Source organism: Janthinobacterium sp. GMG1 (assembly GCF_034427795.1).
Classification (GTDB): domain Bacteria; phylum Pseudomonadota; class Gammaproteobacteria; order Burkholderiales; family Burkholderiaceae_D; genus Janthinobacterium.
Genome location: NZ_JAXQNT010000006.1, coordinates 81,400 through 98,942, shown reverse-complemented (window position 1 = coordinate 98,942; position 17,543 = coordinate 81,400). Strand labels below are relative to the sequence as shown.

Sequence of the window (17,543 nt, the reverse complement as noted above, 5' to 3'; positions counted from 1 at the left end):
TTCACTGCGCCACCTTCACATTCGCGTTCGGCGACTCGCCAAACATTTCGGGCGAATACATGGCCTCGATGCGCGTGGCTGGCAGGCTGAAATCCCCGGCATTGTTCAGGCGCACCGTGTATTCCACGCTCCAGTTACCCTTCGGCACGAAGGCGTAATAGGCGCGGAAGGCGTCAAAGGCCCTTTCCTCGAACGTGGGCCAGACCCAGCCCGTGGATTTTTCGCCGGCCGTCAGCAGCTGCGAATCGCGGCCCAGGCCATTGCCCAGCACCGTGGCGCTGGCGGGGATCGGGTCGTCGACCACCACCCAGCTCATGTCCGCCTGCGCCGACAGGTCCAGGCGCACGCGGTAGACATCGCCGCGCGACCACTGGCCCGTGGTTTTCTGTTCCACAGGAGTAATGGTTTTCTTGATCGTATAACCGCTGGAGACGGGCGCCTTGAGCGGGATGGCCGCCAGGCTTTGCACGGTGGCCCAAGGTTTGCCGGTGCCGCTGTGCGCCAGGCCCAGGGTATCCATGCCTTTCGGCCACGCTTGCAGCACGGGCCCCACTTTCGCCGCGCCATTCCACACGAGGGCTTGCGTATCGCTGCCCAGCTTGACGGCGCTGGCGCCCGTCACGGGCGTGGACTCGAATTTGGCCGAGAATTTATTGATGGCCAGGGTGCCCCAGGCGTTGGCTACAGTCGTATCCCAGCGGCCCTTCTTCTGGCGGCCCATGCTGCCGCGCACCAGGCGGCCGATGTCATCCTTCCACGCCGGGTCGTCCATCACGGCCAGCAGCAGGCGGTTGGCGTTGACGTCGCCGGAGACCATCAGCCACCACCAGTTATCCTTGCGCTCGGTGGAGAAGCCCATGGTCGTGCCCTGGAAATTCAGGCGCGAACGCAATATCTGCTGCGCCTCGGCCAGCAGCGCATCGCGGCGCGCCAGGCTTGGCGTGCGTTGCAGCAACAAGCTCCAGTCGATGACAGCCGAGGTAGGCCACAGGTTCGGGTTGATGCTGATACTCTCCAGGGCATCGGGCGGCACCTTGTTCGAACGCGACAGCGCTTCCAGCGCAGCAAGTTTGCGCACGGCCAGGTCAGTCGTGTCCAGCGCGGAACGGCGCACGATGCGGCCCTGCACGAAGGCCGTCAAGGCTGCTTCCATGCGGTTTTTCGTCTGTTCCGGAATCGCGTAGCCCGCTTCGCGGGTTGCCGACAACACATACGCCGTCAAGCTGTCGCTGCCCTGTTCCATGATGGGGAAATATTTCAGCATGCCATCGCTGTCCAGGTAGGCGGGCAGGCTGGCAGCCAGCTTGTTCCACGCCTCCTGGTCTTGCAGGGCGATGGCTTTCGACGTGTTTTGTTCGAAGCACGTGTAGGGATAGGCGGCCATGTACTCGCGCACGCCGGGCAGCTCGCCACCGAGCTTGGCGACAAAGCTGGTCTGGATACCGCCCCGGCCCGGCAAGGCGCCGGCCGGCATTTGCACGGACATATTGACGGGTTTGTCGATCTGCTGCAAGGTTGCCTGATACGTGCGCACGGGCGTCGCCTGGCCCACTTTTTGCGTGATTTTCAGTTTATCCGTGTGGCTTCCCGCTTTCGCGCTGATATCCCACACGACCGTTTGCGCACCGAGCGGTACCTGGTAATCCCAGCCCGTTTCACGCGCTTCGCCGGCCGCCAGGGTCAAGCTCTGGCGCGGCAAGGCCTTGCCAGCCGCCGTGGCGTTGAGTTCCACGTTCAAGGCGGCGGCCGAGGTGTTACGTACCGTAAATCCTGCGCGCAACTGGTCGCCTTCGCGCACGAGGGTCGGCAAGCCCGACATCAAAATCAAGTCTTGCGAACTGCGGATGTCCGTGCTGCCCGTACCGAACAATTCCTTGCCCGCGCTGGCGATGGCCACGATGCGGAATGCCGTCAGCGAGTCGTTCAGCGGCACTTGCACGGTCGCTTCGCCCTTCGCGTCGAGCTTGACGGTGCCCTTCCAGAACAGCAGGGTATCGAACAATTCGCGGCTCGCGCCCTTGCCGCCGCCACCGCCGGCCGGGAAGGCCTTGCGGCCGAAGTGGCGCTTGCCGATCACCTGCATCTGCGCCGTCGCCGTTTCCACCTGGAGGCTGCGCTGCGCCATCATGGTATCGAGCAATTTCCAGCTATCGTTGGGCATCAGTTCCAGCAAGCCCGTGTCGACGGCCGCCAGCGCCACTTCGGCGCCTGCCGGCAACGGCTTGCCATCGGCGCGGCGCACGCGCACGGACACTTCCGCCTTGTCGCGCGTTTTATACACTTCCTTGTCGGACACGACCATGACGTTCAGTTCATGCGCCTGCCACCCCACGTTCAGCGGTGCGATACCCATCTTGTAGGCGGGCTTGCCCAGGTCGACCAGCGCCGTCGGCTGCACGCCATCGACCCTGCCCCGCACGACAAACACGGACACATACACATTCGGTGCGTAGTTCGGTTTGACCGGGATATTCACCACCGGTTCCCGGCCATTGAGCTGGCGCACATAGGTGTCGAGGATGCCTTCGCGCTCGACCGTGATCAGGGCCGTGCCCGCCCGGAACGGCATGCGCACCTGCAAGCTTGCTTCCTGGCCCGGTTCATAGCGTTTCTTTTCCGGCAGCACATCGATGCGGTCATTGTCGCTGGCGTTGAACCACCAGTCGCCGCTGCCGGCCACCCAGGTTTCGCGGTTGGCGACGGCCGCATTGCCGGCGGCATCCTGCGTGCGGGCGCGCAAGACCAGATTGCCGCTGGCCGGTGCCTTCACGTCGCAAATCAAGAGGCCCTTGTTGTCCGTCTTGCCCGAACACGCAGGGCCCAGCTTGACCACTTCGCTGCTGTTTTCATACGCATAGAAGCCGCCGATCAGCCGCCGGCGGTGCGAATAGCTGTTGCGCTGGAAGAAATCGACGGCGACCGGGGCATTCGCCACGGGCTTGCCATTGGTGCCGAGCACGGCCACCGTGAACTTGAAGGCATCCTTGCTCAAGGCCCAGGCATCGGGCTTGATGCCGATCACATAGTTTGACGGCCACAGCGGTACGCGCGTGGCGACCGAGGCCGTCTCGCCATTCGCATCCTGGAACGCCATTTCCGCCACCAGGTCGCGCGGCGTGGACAGTTGCGGCAGCTGGTCAATGACGATGCGCGCGCCGCCCGCCTTGTCCAGGGTCAAGCTTTGCGTGCGCGCGGCAGCTGCACCGGCGCCGGCTCGCCCGCCATGGCCTTCATCCTGCCACTCGCCCTCATCGTCGTCGTAGCCCGTGCCCTGTTTCACAAGACCTTCCTTCACGTCGCCATTGCTGAAGCTATAGTCGGGATAGTCGGCAAACGTCACGCTCTTGTCTTGCAGCACCGTGCGCAGCTTGACGGGCGCATTCGTGGCGGCGCCGCCGGCCAGATACGTGATTTGTGCATCGAGGGCCAGCTGCTTCGCCTGCACGGCGGGCGCTTTCGGTCCCTGCAGCACGGCTTTCATGGTGGGCACGCGGAACGCTTCCACGCGGAAACTGCCGGACGGGCGTCCCGCCATGGTGACGCTGTATTCTCCCTGCTTGGCGTCGGCGGGGATGACCCAGTCGCTTTCCGCCGTGCCGCTGGCGGACCAGCGCAGGGGCAATTGATAGTTCTGGTCGCTGCCCTGGTGCGTGATGACGACGGAGGTGGCGCTGCCGGGGCCGTTATTCTTGTCAACCAGGCTCATGCCCTCGCCCGTGTGCTTGCGGATGAAATGCTTCATGTGCACGGTTTCGCCGGCGCGCAGCAAGGTACGGTCGAATACCGTTGCCAGCAGGGTGTTGTCGGCGCGCGTGTCGTCCGTGGGCAAATTGAAACGCCAGGCTTCGATGCCGCCGACCCAGTCCGACAGGGTGAACGTCATGTCGCCGCCGCTGCGCGCACTGATAAAGTAGCGGCCATTGTTCTTGCAGCTGGAATTGGCCAGCTCGCCGGGGATGTGCGCCACGCCGTCCGCGCCCGTGGCGCCTTGCCACAGCAGCTTGCCGGCGCAGTCGCGCACGGCCACTTGCGCTTTCGCAACTGGCGCGCCCTTGTCGAGCGACGTCACCCACACGAGCGACGATTGCGCGCCATGCTTGAAGTGGGCCGCCAGGTTGGTCACCAGCGCGGCTGTGCGGATGTAGGCCGTCGTCGGTTTGCCCAGCAACGCCTTGCCGAGGATGGGACTGGCCAGCTCGACCACATAAAAGCCCGGCTTCTGCAAAGGGATGCCGATCACTTCAAAGGTTTTCTTGCCATCGGGACGCGGCAGGCTGATGGGACGCGTGCCGGCCGCGCCCGCCAGCACGGATTTGCTCATGTTGCCCGCATACTGGGCGTAGGGCTGCCAGTATTCGCCGCCGTCGCCATTGCCGGTCAGGCGCTGCATCCACTCGATGATGAATTTGTCGTCATTGTCGGGCACGCGCAAGGTGGCGCCCGTGGCGGCAGCGGATGGCTGCGCGACCTCCTTGCCCGACAGCACGGGCTCGGTATTGCGCACGGTAACGGGCAGCAAGCCGTCGCCCTTCGCTTCGATGATGCCGAACGGGGCCGGGAATTTCAGCAGCGGCGGCTGTTCGCCCGTGCGCACCGTCATGGGGAAGCGCGCGCGGTTGAGCAAGGCGCGGCCAGCGTCATCCGTCAGCTTCGGCGGCAAGTTCAGCACGAAACTGGCTTGCACGGGGAAGGGGCCATTGAACGTGGCGCCGTACAGGAATTCCGTCTTTTCTTCGTCTTTTGAAATCGTCGGCGCATACGTCTTGCCGCCGCCCTTCAGGGTCATGGCGCGCACCTGCGCCGCGCTCACGGGGGCGGAAAACTGTACGCGCATGGGCAGGAAGGGTATGCACTGTTCCTTCGGATTGCTGCGCTCGCAGCTGAACTTGGCCGTGAAATCGGGCCGCGTCTTGAACTGCAGGGTTTGCGCCTTGTCCGTGGCGATGCCGCTGGCGCTGGCGATGCCCTCGCCCCACACCAGCGACACCTTGGCGTTGGCGGGGAAGCTGCGCTTGCATTGCAGCACGGTCACGGGCAGCGGCGGCGCGCCCTTGCTGGCGACGGGCATGCCCACTTTCCATAAAGTGCCCCGCTTCTTGAAATATACGGTCAGGTAGCGATCGAGAAAACTCTTGCGCAGGGTCAATACCTGCTCCAGTTCCTTGCCTTTGAGCAGGCGCACGGGAATCTTTTCATTGATGCCATCGGCGCGGCAATACGCGTTCGCGGCCACGCTGGCGTCGTTCGGCGCGGCGTCCAGGCCCAGCACGAAGATCTGGTTTTCATCGATATACGGCTGGCCGTCATACGGTACGGCCTCGACGATGGCCGGCCCGCCCGTGGTGAAACGGTAGGATGTGCTTCCCTGCAAGGGCTTGCCGGCCAGGTCCTTCAGCCCTGCTTTCAAGCTAAAACTGCACGCCACGCCGGCCGGCAAGTCGCGCTCGAAATCGTAGTTCCAGTTGCGCTCGTCGGCCCAGCGCCCCGCGCCCGCCACGACGGCCGGCTCGGCCTTGCCGCAATCGATGGCGAACGGCGCGGGCAAGCCCATGTCGCCGAAAGGTACCATCGGCGTGGCGAACTGGGCACGCACCTGGCGCACGGCCTTGACCGTGCCGCTCGGTGAAAACAGGGACACGCCGCTATCGGCCCAGGCTGGCATGGCCAGGCCCAGCGACAGCAGCAGACCCAGCGGGCCCAGTTTGCCGGACAGCGGGGAAGAAACAACATGGGGCAGGTCAGACACGGGTGACTCCTTGATGAAAAGTGGCGGAGCTGGCTGCGGCGCGCAAAAGTTGCCCGGAAGAAGCCCCGCAAGGCAACAGAACGCGGCAGGAATACAACATCAATGTAATATTAGTTATCAAGCTCATCATTGTTGCTAATATACAGTGGCACGCTGGTAACAAGTCGTACGATTGCCTCTGGACGCGGCGCCAGGAAGTGGCCGTGATTGCAAAAATTTCCCGAGACCAATTAGTTTTTTTCAACACGGAAGTCTTTGTCGTGAATCTGCAACACCATTGATATACAACAATGCTTTGTGCGCCAACGCACCGACCGCTTGAACCTGCAACCGTATTCTCTAGTCCAACAGCAGTGCATTTATCGCAAGAAAGCGCACCTGGAATTGTTGTCTACCTCTAGCAATAGCATGTCTGGCAGTTGTCGCATTGATGCAGTAGAGAAAATCTCTTATCAACGTTGGGAGTTACTTGTGAATAATCTAAAAAAAATCGCCGTTGCCGCCGCAGTTCTGTGCTCCGCCCTCGGCGCACAGGCCCAGGAAATCAATCCCTCCTGGTACATTCAACCTAGCCTCAACGCACTCAAGCCAGATTCCGACTTCGCCACGGATAAAACCGGCTATGGCGCAGGCTTGCGTTTCGGTAAACCCGTTTCGCCGGACTGGGATATCCAGCTGGGCACCACGTATGCCCGTTCCAAGGATGGCGGTCAGCGCTACCAGCAAAATACGCTGGGCGTAGACGGCTTGTACATGTTCTCGCGCAAAGCCTTCCGCCCCTTCCTGCTCGTTGGTGCCGGCATGCAGCGCGACAAGGACACCAGCTTCGCTTTTGGCGAACGCAGCAAGAGCTCGCCTTACGCCAGCGTGGGTCTGGGCTTCCAGTCCACGATCAACGATCAATTGTCGTTCCAGGCTGACGTGCGCAATGTGCACGGCTTCCTGCGCGGCAATACCTTCGATCCGAGCAGCAAGTCCAACAACTACTATGTCACCGTGGGCCTGAACTTCGCGTTCGACAAACCACCTGCACCGCCGCCGCCACCGCCACCGCCGCCAGTGCGTGAAGAAGTCGTCGTGGTCGTGCCGCCACCACCGCCACCACCGCCGCCACGCTTTGAAAAAGTGACGATGGCGGCTACGGAACTGTTCGCGTTCGACAGCGCCAAGCTGGGTCCGACACAGACCAAGCTCGACGAGATCGCCCGCGTGCTGAACGCGTCGCCGGACGTCAACAACGTTGTCATCAGTGGTTATGCCGACCGCATCGGTTCGCCCAAGTACAACCTGAAACTGTCACAGCAGCGCGCTGATGCAGTCAAGGAATACCTGGTCGGTCACGGTGTCGCCGCCAACCGCCTGACGGCCGAAGGCAAGGGCTCCACCAATCCTGTCGTCACCTGCGATAACAAGAAGCGTGCCGACCTGATCAAGTGCCTGGAACCAAACCGCCGCGTTGAAGTGGAACAGATCACCATCGAACGCCGCGTGCAGTAAGCTCGACAGTGGTACGCCACTTATGAATAGAAAAAGGGGCTCGCGCCCCTTTTTTGCATTGAAAGCCATCATGAATATTTCTACCCGCTATCCCAAGCTGGCCGGCCTGGCGCCGTTCAGCAAGCAGATGCGCAGTGTCCTCGTCTGTTCCGTCACCGAATGGCTGGAACACCGCGCCTCGAGCAAGGGCGCGGCCCTCGCCTATTACACCCTGTTTTCCATCGCCCCCATCCTCGTGCTGGTGATCGCCATCGCCGGTTTTTTCTATGGCCCGGCCGCCGCGCGCGGCGAGCTGATGGGACAACTGCAGGGCTTGCTGGGCACACAGGGCGCCGAAGCCATCCAGTTGGTGCTGGCCGGCGCGAAAAACCATGAACAGGGGCGCATCGCCACCCTCATCGCCAGCGCCCTGCTGCTGTTTGGCGCCACCAGCGTGTTTGCCGAGCTGAAAGCCAGTCTCGATGAAATCTGGCAAGTGCCGCCGCTGAAGGAAGCGGGCGCCTGGGACATGCTGCGCACGCGCCTGCTGTCCTTCGGCCTGGTGCTGGTACTGGCCTTCCTGCTGATGGTGTCGCTGGTGGTGAACGCGGCCATGGCGATCCTCGCCAACTTCTGGGAAGGCGTGTGGAAAGACACGGCCGTGCTGTTTACCATCCTGTCGAACCTGATCGGCTTTGCCGTCATCGCCAGCCTGTTTGCCGTCATCTATAAAATGCTGCCGCGCGTGCGGCTGTCCTGGCGCGACGTGCTGATCGGCGCCATCGGCACGGCCTTCATGTTTTCATTGGGAAAATACGCGATTGGCGTGTACATCGGCAATAGCGGCGTGGCCAGCAGCTATGGCGCGGCCGGGTCCCTGGTGGCCCTGCTGCTGTGGGTATATTACTCGGCGCAAATCTTCTTTCTCGGTGCCGAGTTTACGCGCCAGTTCGCCCTGCAACTGGGCAGCATGAAGGATATGCCGAAGACGGACGATGGCGATGTACAAGTCAAGATATTGAAGCGCCACCAGTCCTGATTCCCTCGCTCCACATGCGGAAACGGCACCCGCGGGTGCCGTTTTTCTTGCGTGATAGCAAACTACTCGCCCAGCAATTCCGCCACCACTTCCATGCCCTGCACGCGCTCGGCCACGACCTTCACGATGACGATGATGGGCACGCCCAGCAGCAAGCCCCAGACGCCCCACAGCCAGCCCCAGAACAGCAGGCTGATGAACACGGCCGTGGGATTCATGCGCGCGATGCGCCCCGTCATCCAGGTGGTGACAAAGGTGCCCACCAGGGTGGCGATGGCCATCGACGTGCCCGTCACCAGCAAGACCATTTCCAGCGATTCGAACTGCAAAAAGGCGACCAGGCCCGTGGCGATGGTGATGAGCAAGGGGCCGAAATACGGCATGATGTGCAGCAAGCCGGCCACGATGGCCCAGGCGCCCGCATTTTCCAGGCCGATCACGCGCAGGGCGATCCACATCAGGACGGCCAGCAAGCCATTCGTGACGAGCAGCATGAACATATAGTTCTGGATCGACGTATTGATGTCTTCCAGGATGTGCACGGTGACCTTCTTGCGGCTCAGTGACGGCCCCGTCAGCTTGACAAGCTTGCGCTTGAAGGTGTCGCCCGATAGCAGCAGGAAAAACACAAGGAAGATGACCATGGTGGCCTGGCTGAGGAAGCCCACCAGGCCCAGCGAACCGGCCCAGACCCAGTCCATGATCTTGAAGTTGGGCGCCTCGGCCGCGGCGGCGCGGCGGTTGTTGCGGCGCGCTTCGGCGCCGGCGGCCACTTGCTCGATTTCATTGGCCACGGCCTGCATCTTCTGGAAGGTGCTGTTCTTGCCGCCCGTACTGGCGGCGATCAGGCGCGACAGTTTATGCGTGGCGGCCGGCAGTTCTTCCACGATCGATTCGAATTCGCCCTGCACGCGCTCGACCACGACAAGGGAACCGAACAGGATCAGGGCCGTCACGGCCGTGGCGCCGATGGCGCGCGGCAGGCGCAGCTTTTCCAGCCAGGCAACGACGGGATTGAGGGTATAGGCAATGAAAATGCCGAAAATGACGGGAATGAGGAATTTCTGTGCCCACTGCAGCGCATAAATGAAGCTGACGGTGGCGATGATGCCCAGCGCCATGCCGCGCGCATTGACATGCAGCGGCAAACGCAGGGATGCGTCTGGCTGCTCCACGGGTGCGCCGGGAGGTGGCCCGGCAGGCTCGGTGGAGGCAGCCGCCACCGGCTCGGGCGGGGTATCTGTAGGCTGGATATGCATGCGATTCCCGCGACGGTCGGTGGAGGCCGCAGGGCCAGCCATGGGGCTGGCCGCTGCGGCAGGTCAGGCAATTACTTGACGCGGATGTCGTTTTTCACCGACTTCACGCCCTTGACGCCACGGGCGACTTCGCCTGCCTTGGCGGCATCCGAAGGCTGGGCCACGAAGCCGCTCAGCTGAACCACGCCCTTGAAGGTCTCAACGTTGATTTCCGTCGATTTCAGGGTAGGCTCATTGAAGATGCTGGCTTTCACTTTGGTGGTGATGGCCGCGTCGTCGATGTACTCGCCCGTGCCTTCCTTGGTTGGGGTCGAAGCGCAACCTGCAACAGCGAACAGGGAAGCGACGAAAAGGCCAGTAGCGATAGATTTAGTGAATTTCATGGTTTTTTCCTTAGGAGTGGTCAATCAATGTGCTCACAATGAGCTTCTTATACCAGTGTGGTGACTGCGCGCCGGAGGGAGCTCAGTAGCCAAACTGGGTTTTTGCAGCCTTGATACAGTCATCCTTGGCTGCGCCGGCTAATGCATCGCATTTTTCTGTCGCGACCTTGTACTCGGCTTTTCTTTTTGCTTCACGCGCATCGCTGCGCGCTTCGATGACTTTCTTGTCCGCCTTGGCGTCGGCCAGGGCCGCCACCTTGGTGGACTTGGCCAGCTTGACGCAGACATCCTTGTCGTTGCCAGTCAGCGCATTGCAGCGCGTCAGGTCGACGTCGTAGTTGGCATCGGCAATCTTGATGCGCGCCTTGGTGTAGGCACGCAGGGTATTCGTGTATTGCGCCTGAGCAACTGCTTCATCGTAGGTGCGCACGGCCTTCGCTTCGGCGATGCAGACATCCTTCGGGTTGCCCGTGATTTTTTCGCATTCGGCATGTGCCAGCTTGTAATTCAGGCCCGCCTGCTCATTGGCCGCCTTGTAGGCTGCTTTTGCTTCCGGCGTGGCAGCCACTGCCTGGCCGCCCCAGGCGGCGCACGCCAGGCTGACGACGATGGCGGTGAAGAGCTTATTCTTGTTCATGTATTTCTCCCTGGTGGTAGCAAGCATGTCTGCTTGGCATGACTACCGTTTTACGTGGATCGCCGCCGCTCTTCTGTACGCTGCCGTACACAAGTAATTTATTTTGAAAGCGGAAGGCAGACAGGGAGAAATAACAACGTTTTGCCGGATCACCGTGAAGAAAAATATCATTTCGACACGAAATAAGTACGTGCGGCAGCGTACAGACTGACGACAGGGGCATGACTAAGATGGCACTACACCCTCACCTCGTCAGGAGAATAAAATGAAAACCAACGCCACTTTGGCTGCACTGATGCTCGCCGCCACCGCCGTACTGAGCGGTTGCGCAACAGGCCCGTCCCAGTCACAACAGTATTACCCGGCCAACCAGCCTGAATCGGCCATGTACGGCACCGTCGACTCCATCCAGATCGTGCAGGGTGGCGGACAAACCAGCGGCGCCGGCGCCGTGGTCGGCGGCATCGCCGGCGCCCTGCTGGGCAATACCATCGGTTCGGGCGGCGGACGCACGGCCGCCACCGTGGCGGGCGCCGTCGCCGGCGGCGTCGTGGGCAACCAGGTGGAAGGCCGCAGGCAGCAGGCGCAGGCTTACCAGATCAGCGTACGCCTCGACAACGGCGAATACCGCACCGTGGTGCAGGACAACGCGAATGATTTGCGCCCGGGCAACCGCGTGCGCGTCGTTGACGGCCGCGTCTACCGCTATTAATCCCCTGGCCGGGCTTGTCCGCAAGCCTGCGCCGGACCATGCACCAACAAGGAGATACCATGGGCACCATCATTCTGATCATCTTGATCCTGGCCCTGGTCGGCGTCCTGCCCACCTGGCCGCATAGCCGCAACTGGGGTTACGGCCCCAGCGGCATCGCCGGCCTGGTCGTAGTGATACTGATCCTGCTATTACTGACGGGCAGGTTGTAAAAAAAGGCGCTACGGCGCCTTTTTTATTTCAAGGAGGAAATATCATGACTATCCACAACACACTCTTGGCCACCCTGCTCGCCTGCAGCCTGGCGCCATTCGCGCTGGCGCAGACGGCCACGCCGCAGCCGGGCGACCCGCAACGCTGGTACCAGGAAGACAGCACGGCGCAAGCCCAGCTGCGCACCCTGCGCAAGGAAATCGCCGCCGCCCTGGCGGAAGCCAAGAAAGCCTGCCGCTCGGAACCATCCTCCGCGCGCGCCAGCTGCCTGAAGGACGCGCAAGACACGTATCGGCAAGACATGGCGAACGCGGAAAAACTGCGCGAGGCAGCCCATCCGCAGTGATAAGCCGCTCCCGGCAACACCTGATAAAACCGTCGCGAGCGGAAGGGAGAGGTGGCTAAGAAGCGCAACCGTACAAAGGTACGGGGGCACCGAGCCGGTGAGCATCGCAGGCCGCCTATACCGACGCGCAGCAGGTTTTGACAGGCGTCACTAAGCGGCGTCGCGCTCGTAAGGCGGCAACTCGTGCACAACCAGCGGTGTGTCTTCCGTCACAAAAGCCAGCCAGCCGGCCGCCTTGATCGCGCGCAAGCCATCCTGGTAGCCCTGCTCCCAGCGCCACTCGATGGAGCCCTTGGAAAAATTGATGTCCTTGGCCGCCATATGCCAGTCGCGCCCCGCGTATGGCAGGCGCACGATGTGCATGGTGCTGTCGCAGCCCAGCGCAACGAGCTCTTCTGTCTGCTGCCGGTTATGCTTTGTGTCGGGCAGGCCGGCGTACAGTTCGCGCAATTTGCGCTGCAAGGTGTGCGTATTGACGTAATCGGCGATATGCCGCTTCGAGCGCGACGCGAAGGTGACGTCCTTTTGCCGCGTCTGCACTTCGTCGAGGGTGCTCGGTTCCGGCCCTTCCGAGCTCCACAGGTCCACCATGAAGACCAGGGTGTCGACGTGGGGCGTATCGTCGAGCACGGTTTCCAGCGGGGTGTTCGAGTACAAACCGCCATCCCAGTATAAATCGCCATCGACGCGCACGCCGGCAAAACCGGGCGGCAAGGCACCGCTGGCGCGGATGTGATCGGCCGTCAGGGACTGCTGCTGGCTGTCAAAACTGGTGAGGCTGCCGCATTTGACGCGCAGGGCGTTGACCGTCAGGCGCATGCCGCCAGGCTGGTTCAGGTAATCAAAATCGACCAGTTCCTCGAGGGTGCTGGCCAGCTCGCTGGTGTCATAAAAACTGGCCTCTTCCGGCTTGACGGCGATTCCGGCGGAAAACAGGCTGAAGGTGCGCGGTTTGAAGAAGCCAGGCACGCCGCGCAGCACCGTATCGAGCGTGGCCAGCCAGATGTTCGAGCGGCGCTGCTGGTCGGAAATCATATTCATGTCGACGCTGTCGCGGTGCGCCACGCGCTGCCAGAACTGTTTCAGCCGCACGAGCCGGTCTTCGTGCTTGTTGCCCGCCAGAATGGCGGCATTGATGGCGCCAATCGAGGTCCCCACCACCCAGTCGGGCGCCAGGCCATGTTCGTGCAGCGCTTGGTAGACGCCCGCCTGATAGGCGCCCAGTGCGCCGCCGCCTTGCAGCACCAGCACGATGCGCAGGCGCGAGGGATTTAACTGATTGATCGGTGTCTTCGAATTCGTCATCAAGATGGCCCTCTGTCCGCCGCGCGGATGCGGCGTGAATCATTGTAAGGGATTGCGTCGGTCTGCGCCGGACGTTGGGTACGGGCAAAAAAAAAGGCTCTGTCATCGACAAATAGGGGAAATGCCGGAATCTTCCTATGGCATTGCTGTCTGACTCTGCATACTTACCACACAGGGAGCAGATCATGCAGCCAGCCGAATGGATGCGTTTTATCGCCCAGTTTGCTCACCTGAACCGACGCCAGCGGCAGACAGGCATGGCCCTGCTGTGTGGCAACGCACCGCACGACGCGACCATCGCGTTGCTGGAAAGCGTGGCGCAGCCGCGCTTGGCCTGTCCCGCCTGCCGCTCGCCTCACCTGCACCGGCATGGCCATGCGCACAGCTTGCAGCGCTACCGCTGCGTGCCTTGCGGGCGCACTTTCAATGCCTTGACGGGCACGCCGCTCGCCCGCTTGCGTCACAAGGCGCTATGGATCGCGTATGCCGATTGCCTGCTCGATTCCGCCTCGGTGCGCCAGGCCGCTCAGCAGCTGGGATTACACCGCAACACCACGTTTCGCTGGCGCCACCGCTTTCTCAGCGTGGCGAAGACGGACCGGCCGCATGGCCTGCATGGCATCGCCGAGGCCGATGAACTCTACGTGCTGGAATCGGAAAAGGGATCGAGGCAGATGACGCGTCCGGCCCGTCGCCGGGGCGGCCATGCCTTTAAACGCGGTATATCGAATGAGCAAGTTTGCATCCTGGTGGCGCGCGACCGCACGGGCCAGACCCTCGATTTCGTCACGGGCAAAGGCGCGTTGACGAAGGCGCAGCTGCACCGATGTTTGTTGCCCGTTATCGACAAGGATGTTCTGCTGGTAACGGATGGTCATGCGGCCTACCGGGCGTTTGCGAGAGAAGCGGGTATCAGCCACGAGGCCGTCAACTTGCGCGCCGGCATCCGTGTGCAGGGCGCCGCGCATGTGCAGAACGTCAATGCGTATCACAGCCGCCTGAGACAATGGCTCGGTCCGTTTCATGGCGTGGCCACGCGCTACCTGCCAAATTACCTGGGCTGGCGCTGGATACTCGACGCCAGACGCATCCGTTCACCAGAAACGTTATTGAAAGCAACCCTGGGCGCATTCCCACATTTGATGGTGACATAGCCAAAAAAACGCCGTCAATGACGGCGTTCCTGTGCAACACGGCTGGCGTTCAGCGCTTGCGGCGCAGCCAGCTGGCGGCGACGGCGGCCACGGCCACGAGGACCAGGGCCGGCTTGACCAGCTTCTTGCGTCCGATAAAGGACAGCGCCGTCAGCACGTAAGGCATGGCGCCTTGCAAACGCATGCCGCCCGGCGCCAGCAGCGATTCGACCCGGTGGCCGGCAAAGCCGACCGCCGTCTCGACCACACCCTGCAGCATCGACTCGGGACGCAATGCGTAGCCCACGTTGGCGCGCGCATGCACGATGCCCACGCGGTACATTTCGCCCTGGGCGATCAGCAGGCGCTTGCGGGCGGCTTGCGCCGCCAGTTTGTCGTTTTCCGACATGAATTCTCCTCGTGAGGCCGCTTACATCAGCATGTCGCGGTCAGCCTTCAATTCCGCCATGGTGGCCGGCATGGACAGCTTTCCTTGACGCAGCATGGCGCGCGCATACATGACCAGCGCAATGGCCAGCAGTACGAACACGACCGTCATGATCGCCAGGATCTTCCAGCCCAGGCTATCCCAGGCCAGGAAGACGATCAGCACGCTGCCGTAAGCGATGGCAAACAAGCCCGCCACGGTCGCCAACGCGAAAATGACAATCAGCTGCAGCATGTGATTGCGCACTTCCGACAGTTCGATGGTGGCCAGTTCCAGCCGCGACAACATCAGTCCGACGGCGTTTTTGGCCAGGCCGGCAACCGAGCCGATCAATCCCGGCCCCTGGTGAGACGAAGCAGACTTGTCCATATCGCTCCTGACAGTGGATTACTTGCGGCCCAGGATGAAGCCGACCAGCACGCCGACGCCAGCGGCGACAGCCACGGTACGCCATGGGTTTTCCTTGACATAACCGTCAGCTTGGGCAGCCATCTGCTTGGTGGCAACGATGGCCGACGCTTGCGCTTCATGCGCCTTGGCCAGCGCGGCGTCGAGGGTTTTCATGCCCTTGACGCGCACTTCATCGGCTTTTTCGCCCGTCAGGGCGGCAGCGGCGCTGAACAGGGCTTGCGCATCCTTGACCAGGGTTTTGACATCGTTATTAACGGTGGTGATATTGTTTTCCAACATGGTTTAGCTCCTTAGCTGTGGATGAATGTAGTTACTATACCTACTTTACTCAAAAACACTATTCCATTAGATCGCGCATATCATCGGCGTGCTCTTCCTCGACAGCCATGATTTTGATCAACAAATGGCGTGTGGTCGGGTCTTTGTCGCCGATTTTCACGATCATCTGGCGATATGACTCGATCGCTACCCGTTCCGCGATCAGATTGGCACGCACCATGCTCTGCACGTCTTCAGAGTCATCATACTCGGCATGGCTACGCGCAAGCAATGTTGCAGGATTAAAATCTGGCTTGCCATTCAATTGCACGATGCGTTCGGCCAGCCAGTCGGCGTGTTCCTGCTCCTGCTGCGCATGTTCCAGGAACTCGGCCTTGATGCTGCCGTTGTCGCGTCCGCTCACCGTGTAGTAATGGCGTTTATAGCGCGCAATACACACCAGTTCGGTGGCCAGCGCCCCATTCAACAGGGTGATCAACTCCTGACGGTCGCCCTGGTAGCCGGCCGTCACGGCGCCGTCGTCCAGGTTTTTGGCGGCGGCGCGGATGGCGGCCGTATCGATGCCAGCTGGAATCTCAACAGATGTTTGGGTCATGATGTTTCCTTTCAAGTCTTGCATGGGTATCCACCGGTCAAGCTTCGGCCGGTGCTGCCTTTCTACTGCCGCGTCAACTGACGCAGCTTAACGGCGGGCGGGAATGGCCGTGTTGTCCTCGGACAAGACGATTTCCACCCGGCGATTCAGCTGGCGGTTCGCCGCGCTGTCATTGCCGGCGGCCGGATAGGCGGCGCCATAGCCTTTCGTGGCGATGCGGTCGCGGCTGATGCCTTGCTCCAGCAGCGCATTGCGCACGGATTCGGCGCGGCGTTGCGACAATTCCAGGTTGTGCGCGGAACCGCCCGTGCTATCCGTAAAGCCTTCGATCAGCACGGTGCGCTGCGGGTTGTTTTTCAGCACGTCGGCCAGCTTGCGCGCCGTATTCGCGCCATCGGCCGTCAGGTTCGCCTTGTCCGTGCCAAACAGCACGTCACCCAGGGTGATCACCATGCCGCGTTCGGTTTTCTTGGCGGCCAGGTCGGCCAGCTGCGCTTCGAGTCCGGCGGCGCGGGCTTGCGCATCGCGGGCCGACGCTTCGGCCGCTTGCGCCTGGGCCTTGGCCGCTTCCGCATCCGCTTGCGCCGACTGGGCGCGGGCCGTGGCCTGGTCAGCCTGCTGCGTGCGCGCATCGAGGCGCAACTGGTCGCGCTGCTTGCCGGCGTTGGCGATATCGGCTTCCGCCGCTTTCTGCTTGGCAACTTCTTGCGCCGTGGCTATCTTTTGCTTGGCCAGGTAGGCCAGCTTGTCGACCTTTTCGCTATCTTCCTGGCGCGTGGCGGCCGCGTTTGCCGCTTCCAGGGCAGCGCTCGCTTCGCGGAATTCGCGTGGCGCATAGGTCGACACGATCGGGTTCGATTGCGCCGCCATGTAGTCGCCGCGCGTCTGGTCGAGCAGGCTGGTGGTGGTCGGTGCGGAGCTGCAGGCGGCGACAAAAGCGGCCATGGCCAGCAGGCCGGGAATGGTGGTGTAAGTAGCTTTTTTCATGATGGGGTCCTGTTATTAGTTATTGTTGTTAGTTATTGTTTTGGAGCTTGCTGATTGGCACGGTCGAGCTCTTCGCGCATGACGCGGATGTTCTCGTTGATTTCATCGGCGGCGCTGGTGGCCTTGGCCGAGTTGGCCTTGCTTTGCGCCAGCTTGGCGTCTGCTTGCGCCTGGTCGGCCAGGTCGCGTGCCGTCTTGTAGTCGCGGTCTTTCAGGGCCTGGTTGGCCATGCGCATTTTTTCGCGTGCCGAGCGCATTTCATCTGGAGCCAGGTCGGCGGCGCCGGCGCTGGCGGCGTTATCGACGGCGGCGCGCGACACGGCGACGTCGGCCGTGGCTGGCGTTTTCAGGCTGGAGCAGCCCGACATCAGGACGACGGCGGTGGCGCAGGCGGCCAAGGCGGCCAATGGGGACATCTTGAAATCTCGGTTTGTCATTTTTCTTCTCCTGGAGAATGTGAAGCATGGGGTAGATATCGGTACATCTGGAATCAGGAACTGCGTTTGATGTATGACGTTATAGGCTCCGGTTCCCCGCATATCCGTTCGGTGCCGCACATAGAGTAAGAAATCGA

Annotated in this window: 17 protein-coding genes; 6 read left to right on the top strand and 11 right to left on the bottom strand. The window is 61.8% G+C overall.

Annotated features, from left to right (window positions below; translation table 11 throughout):
* Position 1 precedes the first annotated feature (1 nt).
* Positions 2–5,746, bottom strand: a complete 5,745-nt coding sequence (locus SJI03_RS17090; RefSeq protein ID WP_322427993.1) for an alpha-2-macroglobulin family protein — start codon at positions 5,744–5,746, stop codon at positions 2–4.
* A 471-nt stretch (positions 5,747–6,217) separates the two neighbouring features.
* Here SJI03_RS17090 and SJI03_RS17085 point away from each other — a divergent pair, with 471 nt between their 5' ends.
* Positions 6,218–7,243 carry an OmpA family protein gene (locus SJI03_RS17085; protein ID WP_099380448.1) on the top strand — a complete coding sequence of 342 codons (1,026 nt, stop codon included), beginning with the start codon at positions 6,218–6,220 and terminating at the stop codon, positions 7,241–7,243.
* A 70-nt stretch (positions 7,244–7,313) separates the two neighbouring features.
* Complete coding sequence (locus tag SJI03_RS17080; protein ID WP_322427992.1) at positions 7,314–8,261, top strand: YihY/virulence factor BrkB family protein; 948 nt, start codon at positions 7,314–7,316, stop codon at positions 8,259–8,261.
* Positions 8,262–8,323: 62 nt separating this feature from the next.
* Here SJI03_RS17080 and SJI03_RS17075 read toward each other — a convergent pair whose 3' ends face one another.
* The 3 genes from SJI03_RS17075 to SJI03_RS17065 form a co-directional block, all read right to left on the bottom strand.
* Positions 8,324–9,520: an AI-2E family transporter gene (locus SJI03_RS17075; protein ID WP_416208759.1), complete on the bottom strand. Its 1,197-nt coding sequence runs from the start codon at positions 9,518–9,520 to the stop codon at positions 8,324–8,326.
* A gap of 71 nt (positions 9,521–9,591) precedes the next feature.
* Positions 9,592–9,903 (bottom strand): BON domain-containing protein, encoded by a 312-nt coding sequence (locus tag SJI03_RS17070; protein WP_046682432.1) that lies wholly within the window; start codon positions 9,901–9,903, stop codon positions 9,592–9,594.
* Positions 9,904–9,985: 82 nt separating this feature from the next.
* A complete protein-coding gene (locus SJI03_RS17065; protein ID WP_034786326.1) occupies positions 9,986–10,540 on the bottom strand; it encodes a hypothetical protein in 555 nt (184 codons plus the stop codon).
* 265 nt (positions 10,541–10,805) lie between these two features.
* On the opposite strand from SJI03_RS17065, the gene SJI03_RS17060 reads away from it, so the two are divergent.
* The 3 genes from SJI03_RS17060 to SJI03_RS17050 are packed head-to-tail and all read left to right on the top strand — an operon-like array spanning position 10,806 to position 11,811.
* The gene (locus SJI03_RS17060) at positions 10,806–11,252 is read left to right on the top strand and encodes a glycine zipper 2TM domain-containing protein (RefSeq protein WP_070278587.1); all 447 of its coding nucleotides are present in this window, start codon (positions 10,806–10,808) and stop codon (positions 11,250–11,252) included.
* A gap of 59 nt (positions 11,253–11,311) precedes the next feature.
* Entirely contained in the window at positions 11,312–11,464 is a 153-nt protein-coding gene (locus tag SJI03_RS17055) for a DUF3309 family protein (RefSeq protein WP_010396415.1), read from the top strand.
* Positions 11,465–11,508: 44 nt separating this feature from the next.
* Complete coding sequence (locus SJI03_RS17050) at positions 11,509–11,811, top strand: hypothetical protein (protein ID WP_322427991.1); 303 nt, start codon at positions 11,509–11,511, stop codon at positions 11,809–11,811.
* A gap of 150 nt (positions 11,812–11,961) precedes the next feature.
* Here the strand turns inward: SJI03_RS17050 and SJI03_RS17045 are convergent, their stop codons facing one another.
* Positions 11,962–13,116, bottom strand: coding sequence for a patatin-like phospholipase family protein (locus SJI03_RS17045; protein ID WP_322427990.1), 1,155 nt, complete (start codon positions 13,114–13,116; stop codon positions 11,962–11,964).
* A gap of 185 nt (positions 13,117–13,301) precedes the next feature.
* Here SJI03_RS17045 and SJI03_RS17040 point away from each other — a divergent pair, with 185 nt between their 5' ends.
* Entirely contained in the window at positions 13,302–14,270 is a 969-nt protein-coding gene (locus SJI03_RS17040) for an IS1595 family transposase (RefSeq protein ID WP_322427989.1), read from the top strand.
* Positions 14,271–14,319: 49 nt separating this feature from the next.
* Here the strand turns inward: SJI03_RS17040 and SJI03_RS17035 are convergent, their stop codons facing one another.
* The 6 genes from SJI03_RS17035 to SJI03_RS17010 all read right to left on the bottom strand — a co-directional run bounded on the left by SJI03_RS17035 (position 14,320) and on the right by SJI03_RS17010 (position 17,406).
* Positions 14,320–14,658, bottom strand: coding sequence for a hypothetical protein (locus SJI03_RS17035; protein ID WP_035826249.1), 339 nt, complete (start codon positions 14,656–14,658; stop codon positions 14,320–14,322).
* A 21-nt stretch (positions 14,659–14,679) separates the two neighbouring features.
* A complete protein-coding gene (locus SJI03_RS17030) occupies positions 14,680–15,066 on the bottom strand; it encodes a phage holin family protein (RefSeq protein WP_034758936.1) in 387 nt (128 codons plus the stop codon).
* Between the two features lie 18 nt (positions 15,067–15,084).
* A complete protein-coding gene (locus tag SJI03_RS17025; protein ID WP_035826246.1) occupies positions 15,085–15,387 on the bottom strand; it encodes a DUF883 family protein in 303 nt (100 codons plus the stop codon).
* 58 nt (positions 15,388–15,445) lie between these two features.
* Positions 15,446–16,006, bottom strand: a complete 561-nt coding sequence (locus SJI03_RS17020; protein ID WP_374106441.1) for a ferritin-like domain-containing protein — start codon at positions 16,004–16,006, stop codon at positions 15,446–15,448.
* 63 nt (positions 16,007–16,069) lie between these two features.
* Positions 16,070–16,969, bottom strand: coding sequence for an OmpA family protein (locus tag SJI03_RS17015; RefSeq protein WP_099380101.1), 900 nt, complete (start codon positions 16,967–16,969; stop codon positions 16,070–16,072).
* A gap of 32 nt (positions 16,970–17,001) precedes the next feature.
* Positions 17,002–17,406 carry a DUF4398 domain-containing protein gene (locus tag SJI03_RS17010; protein WP_322427988.1) on the bottom strand — a complete coding sequence of 135 codons (405 nt, stop codon included), beginning with the start codon at positions 17,404–17,406 and terminating at the stop codon, positions 17,002–17,004.
* Positions 17,407–17,543 lie beyond the last annotated feature (137 nt).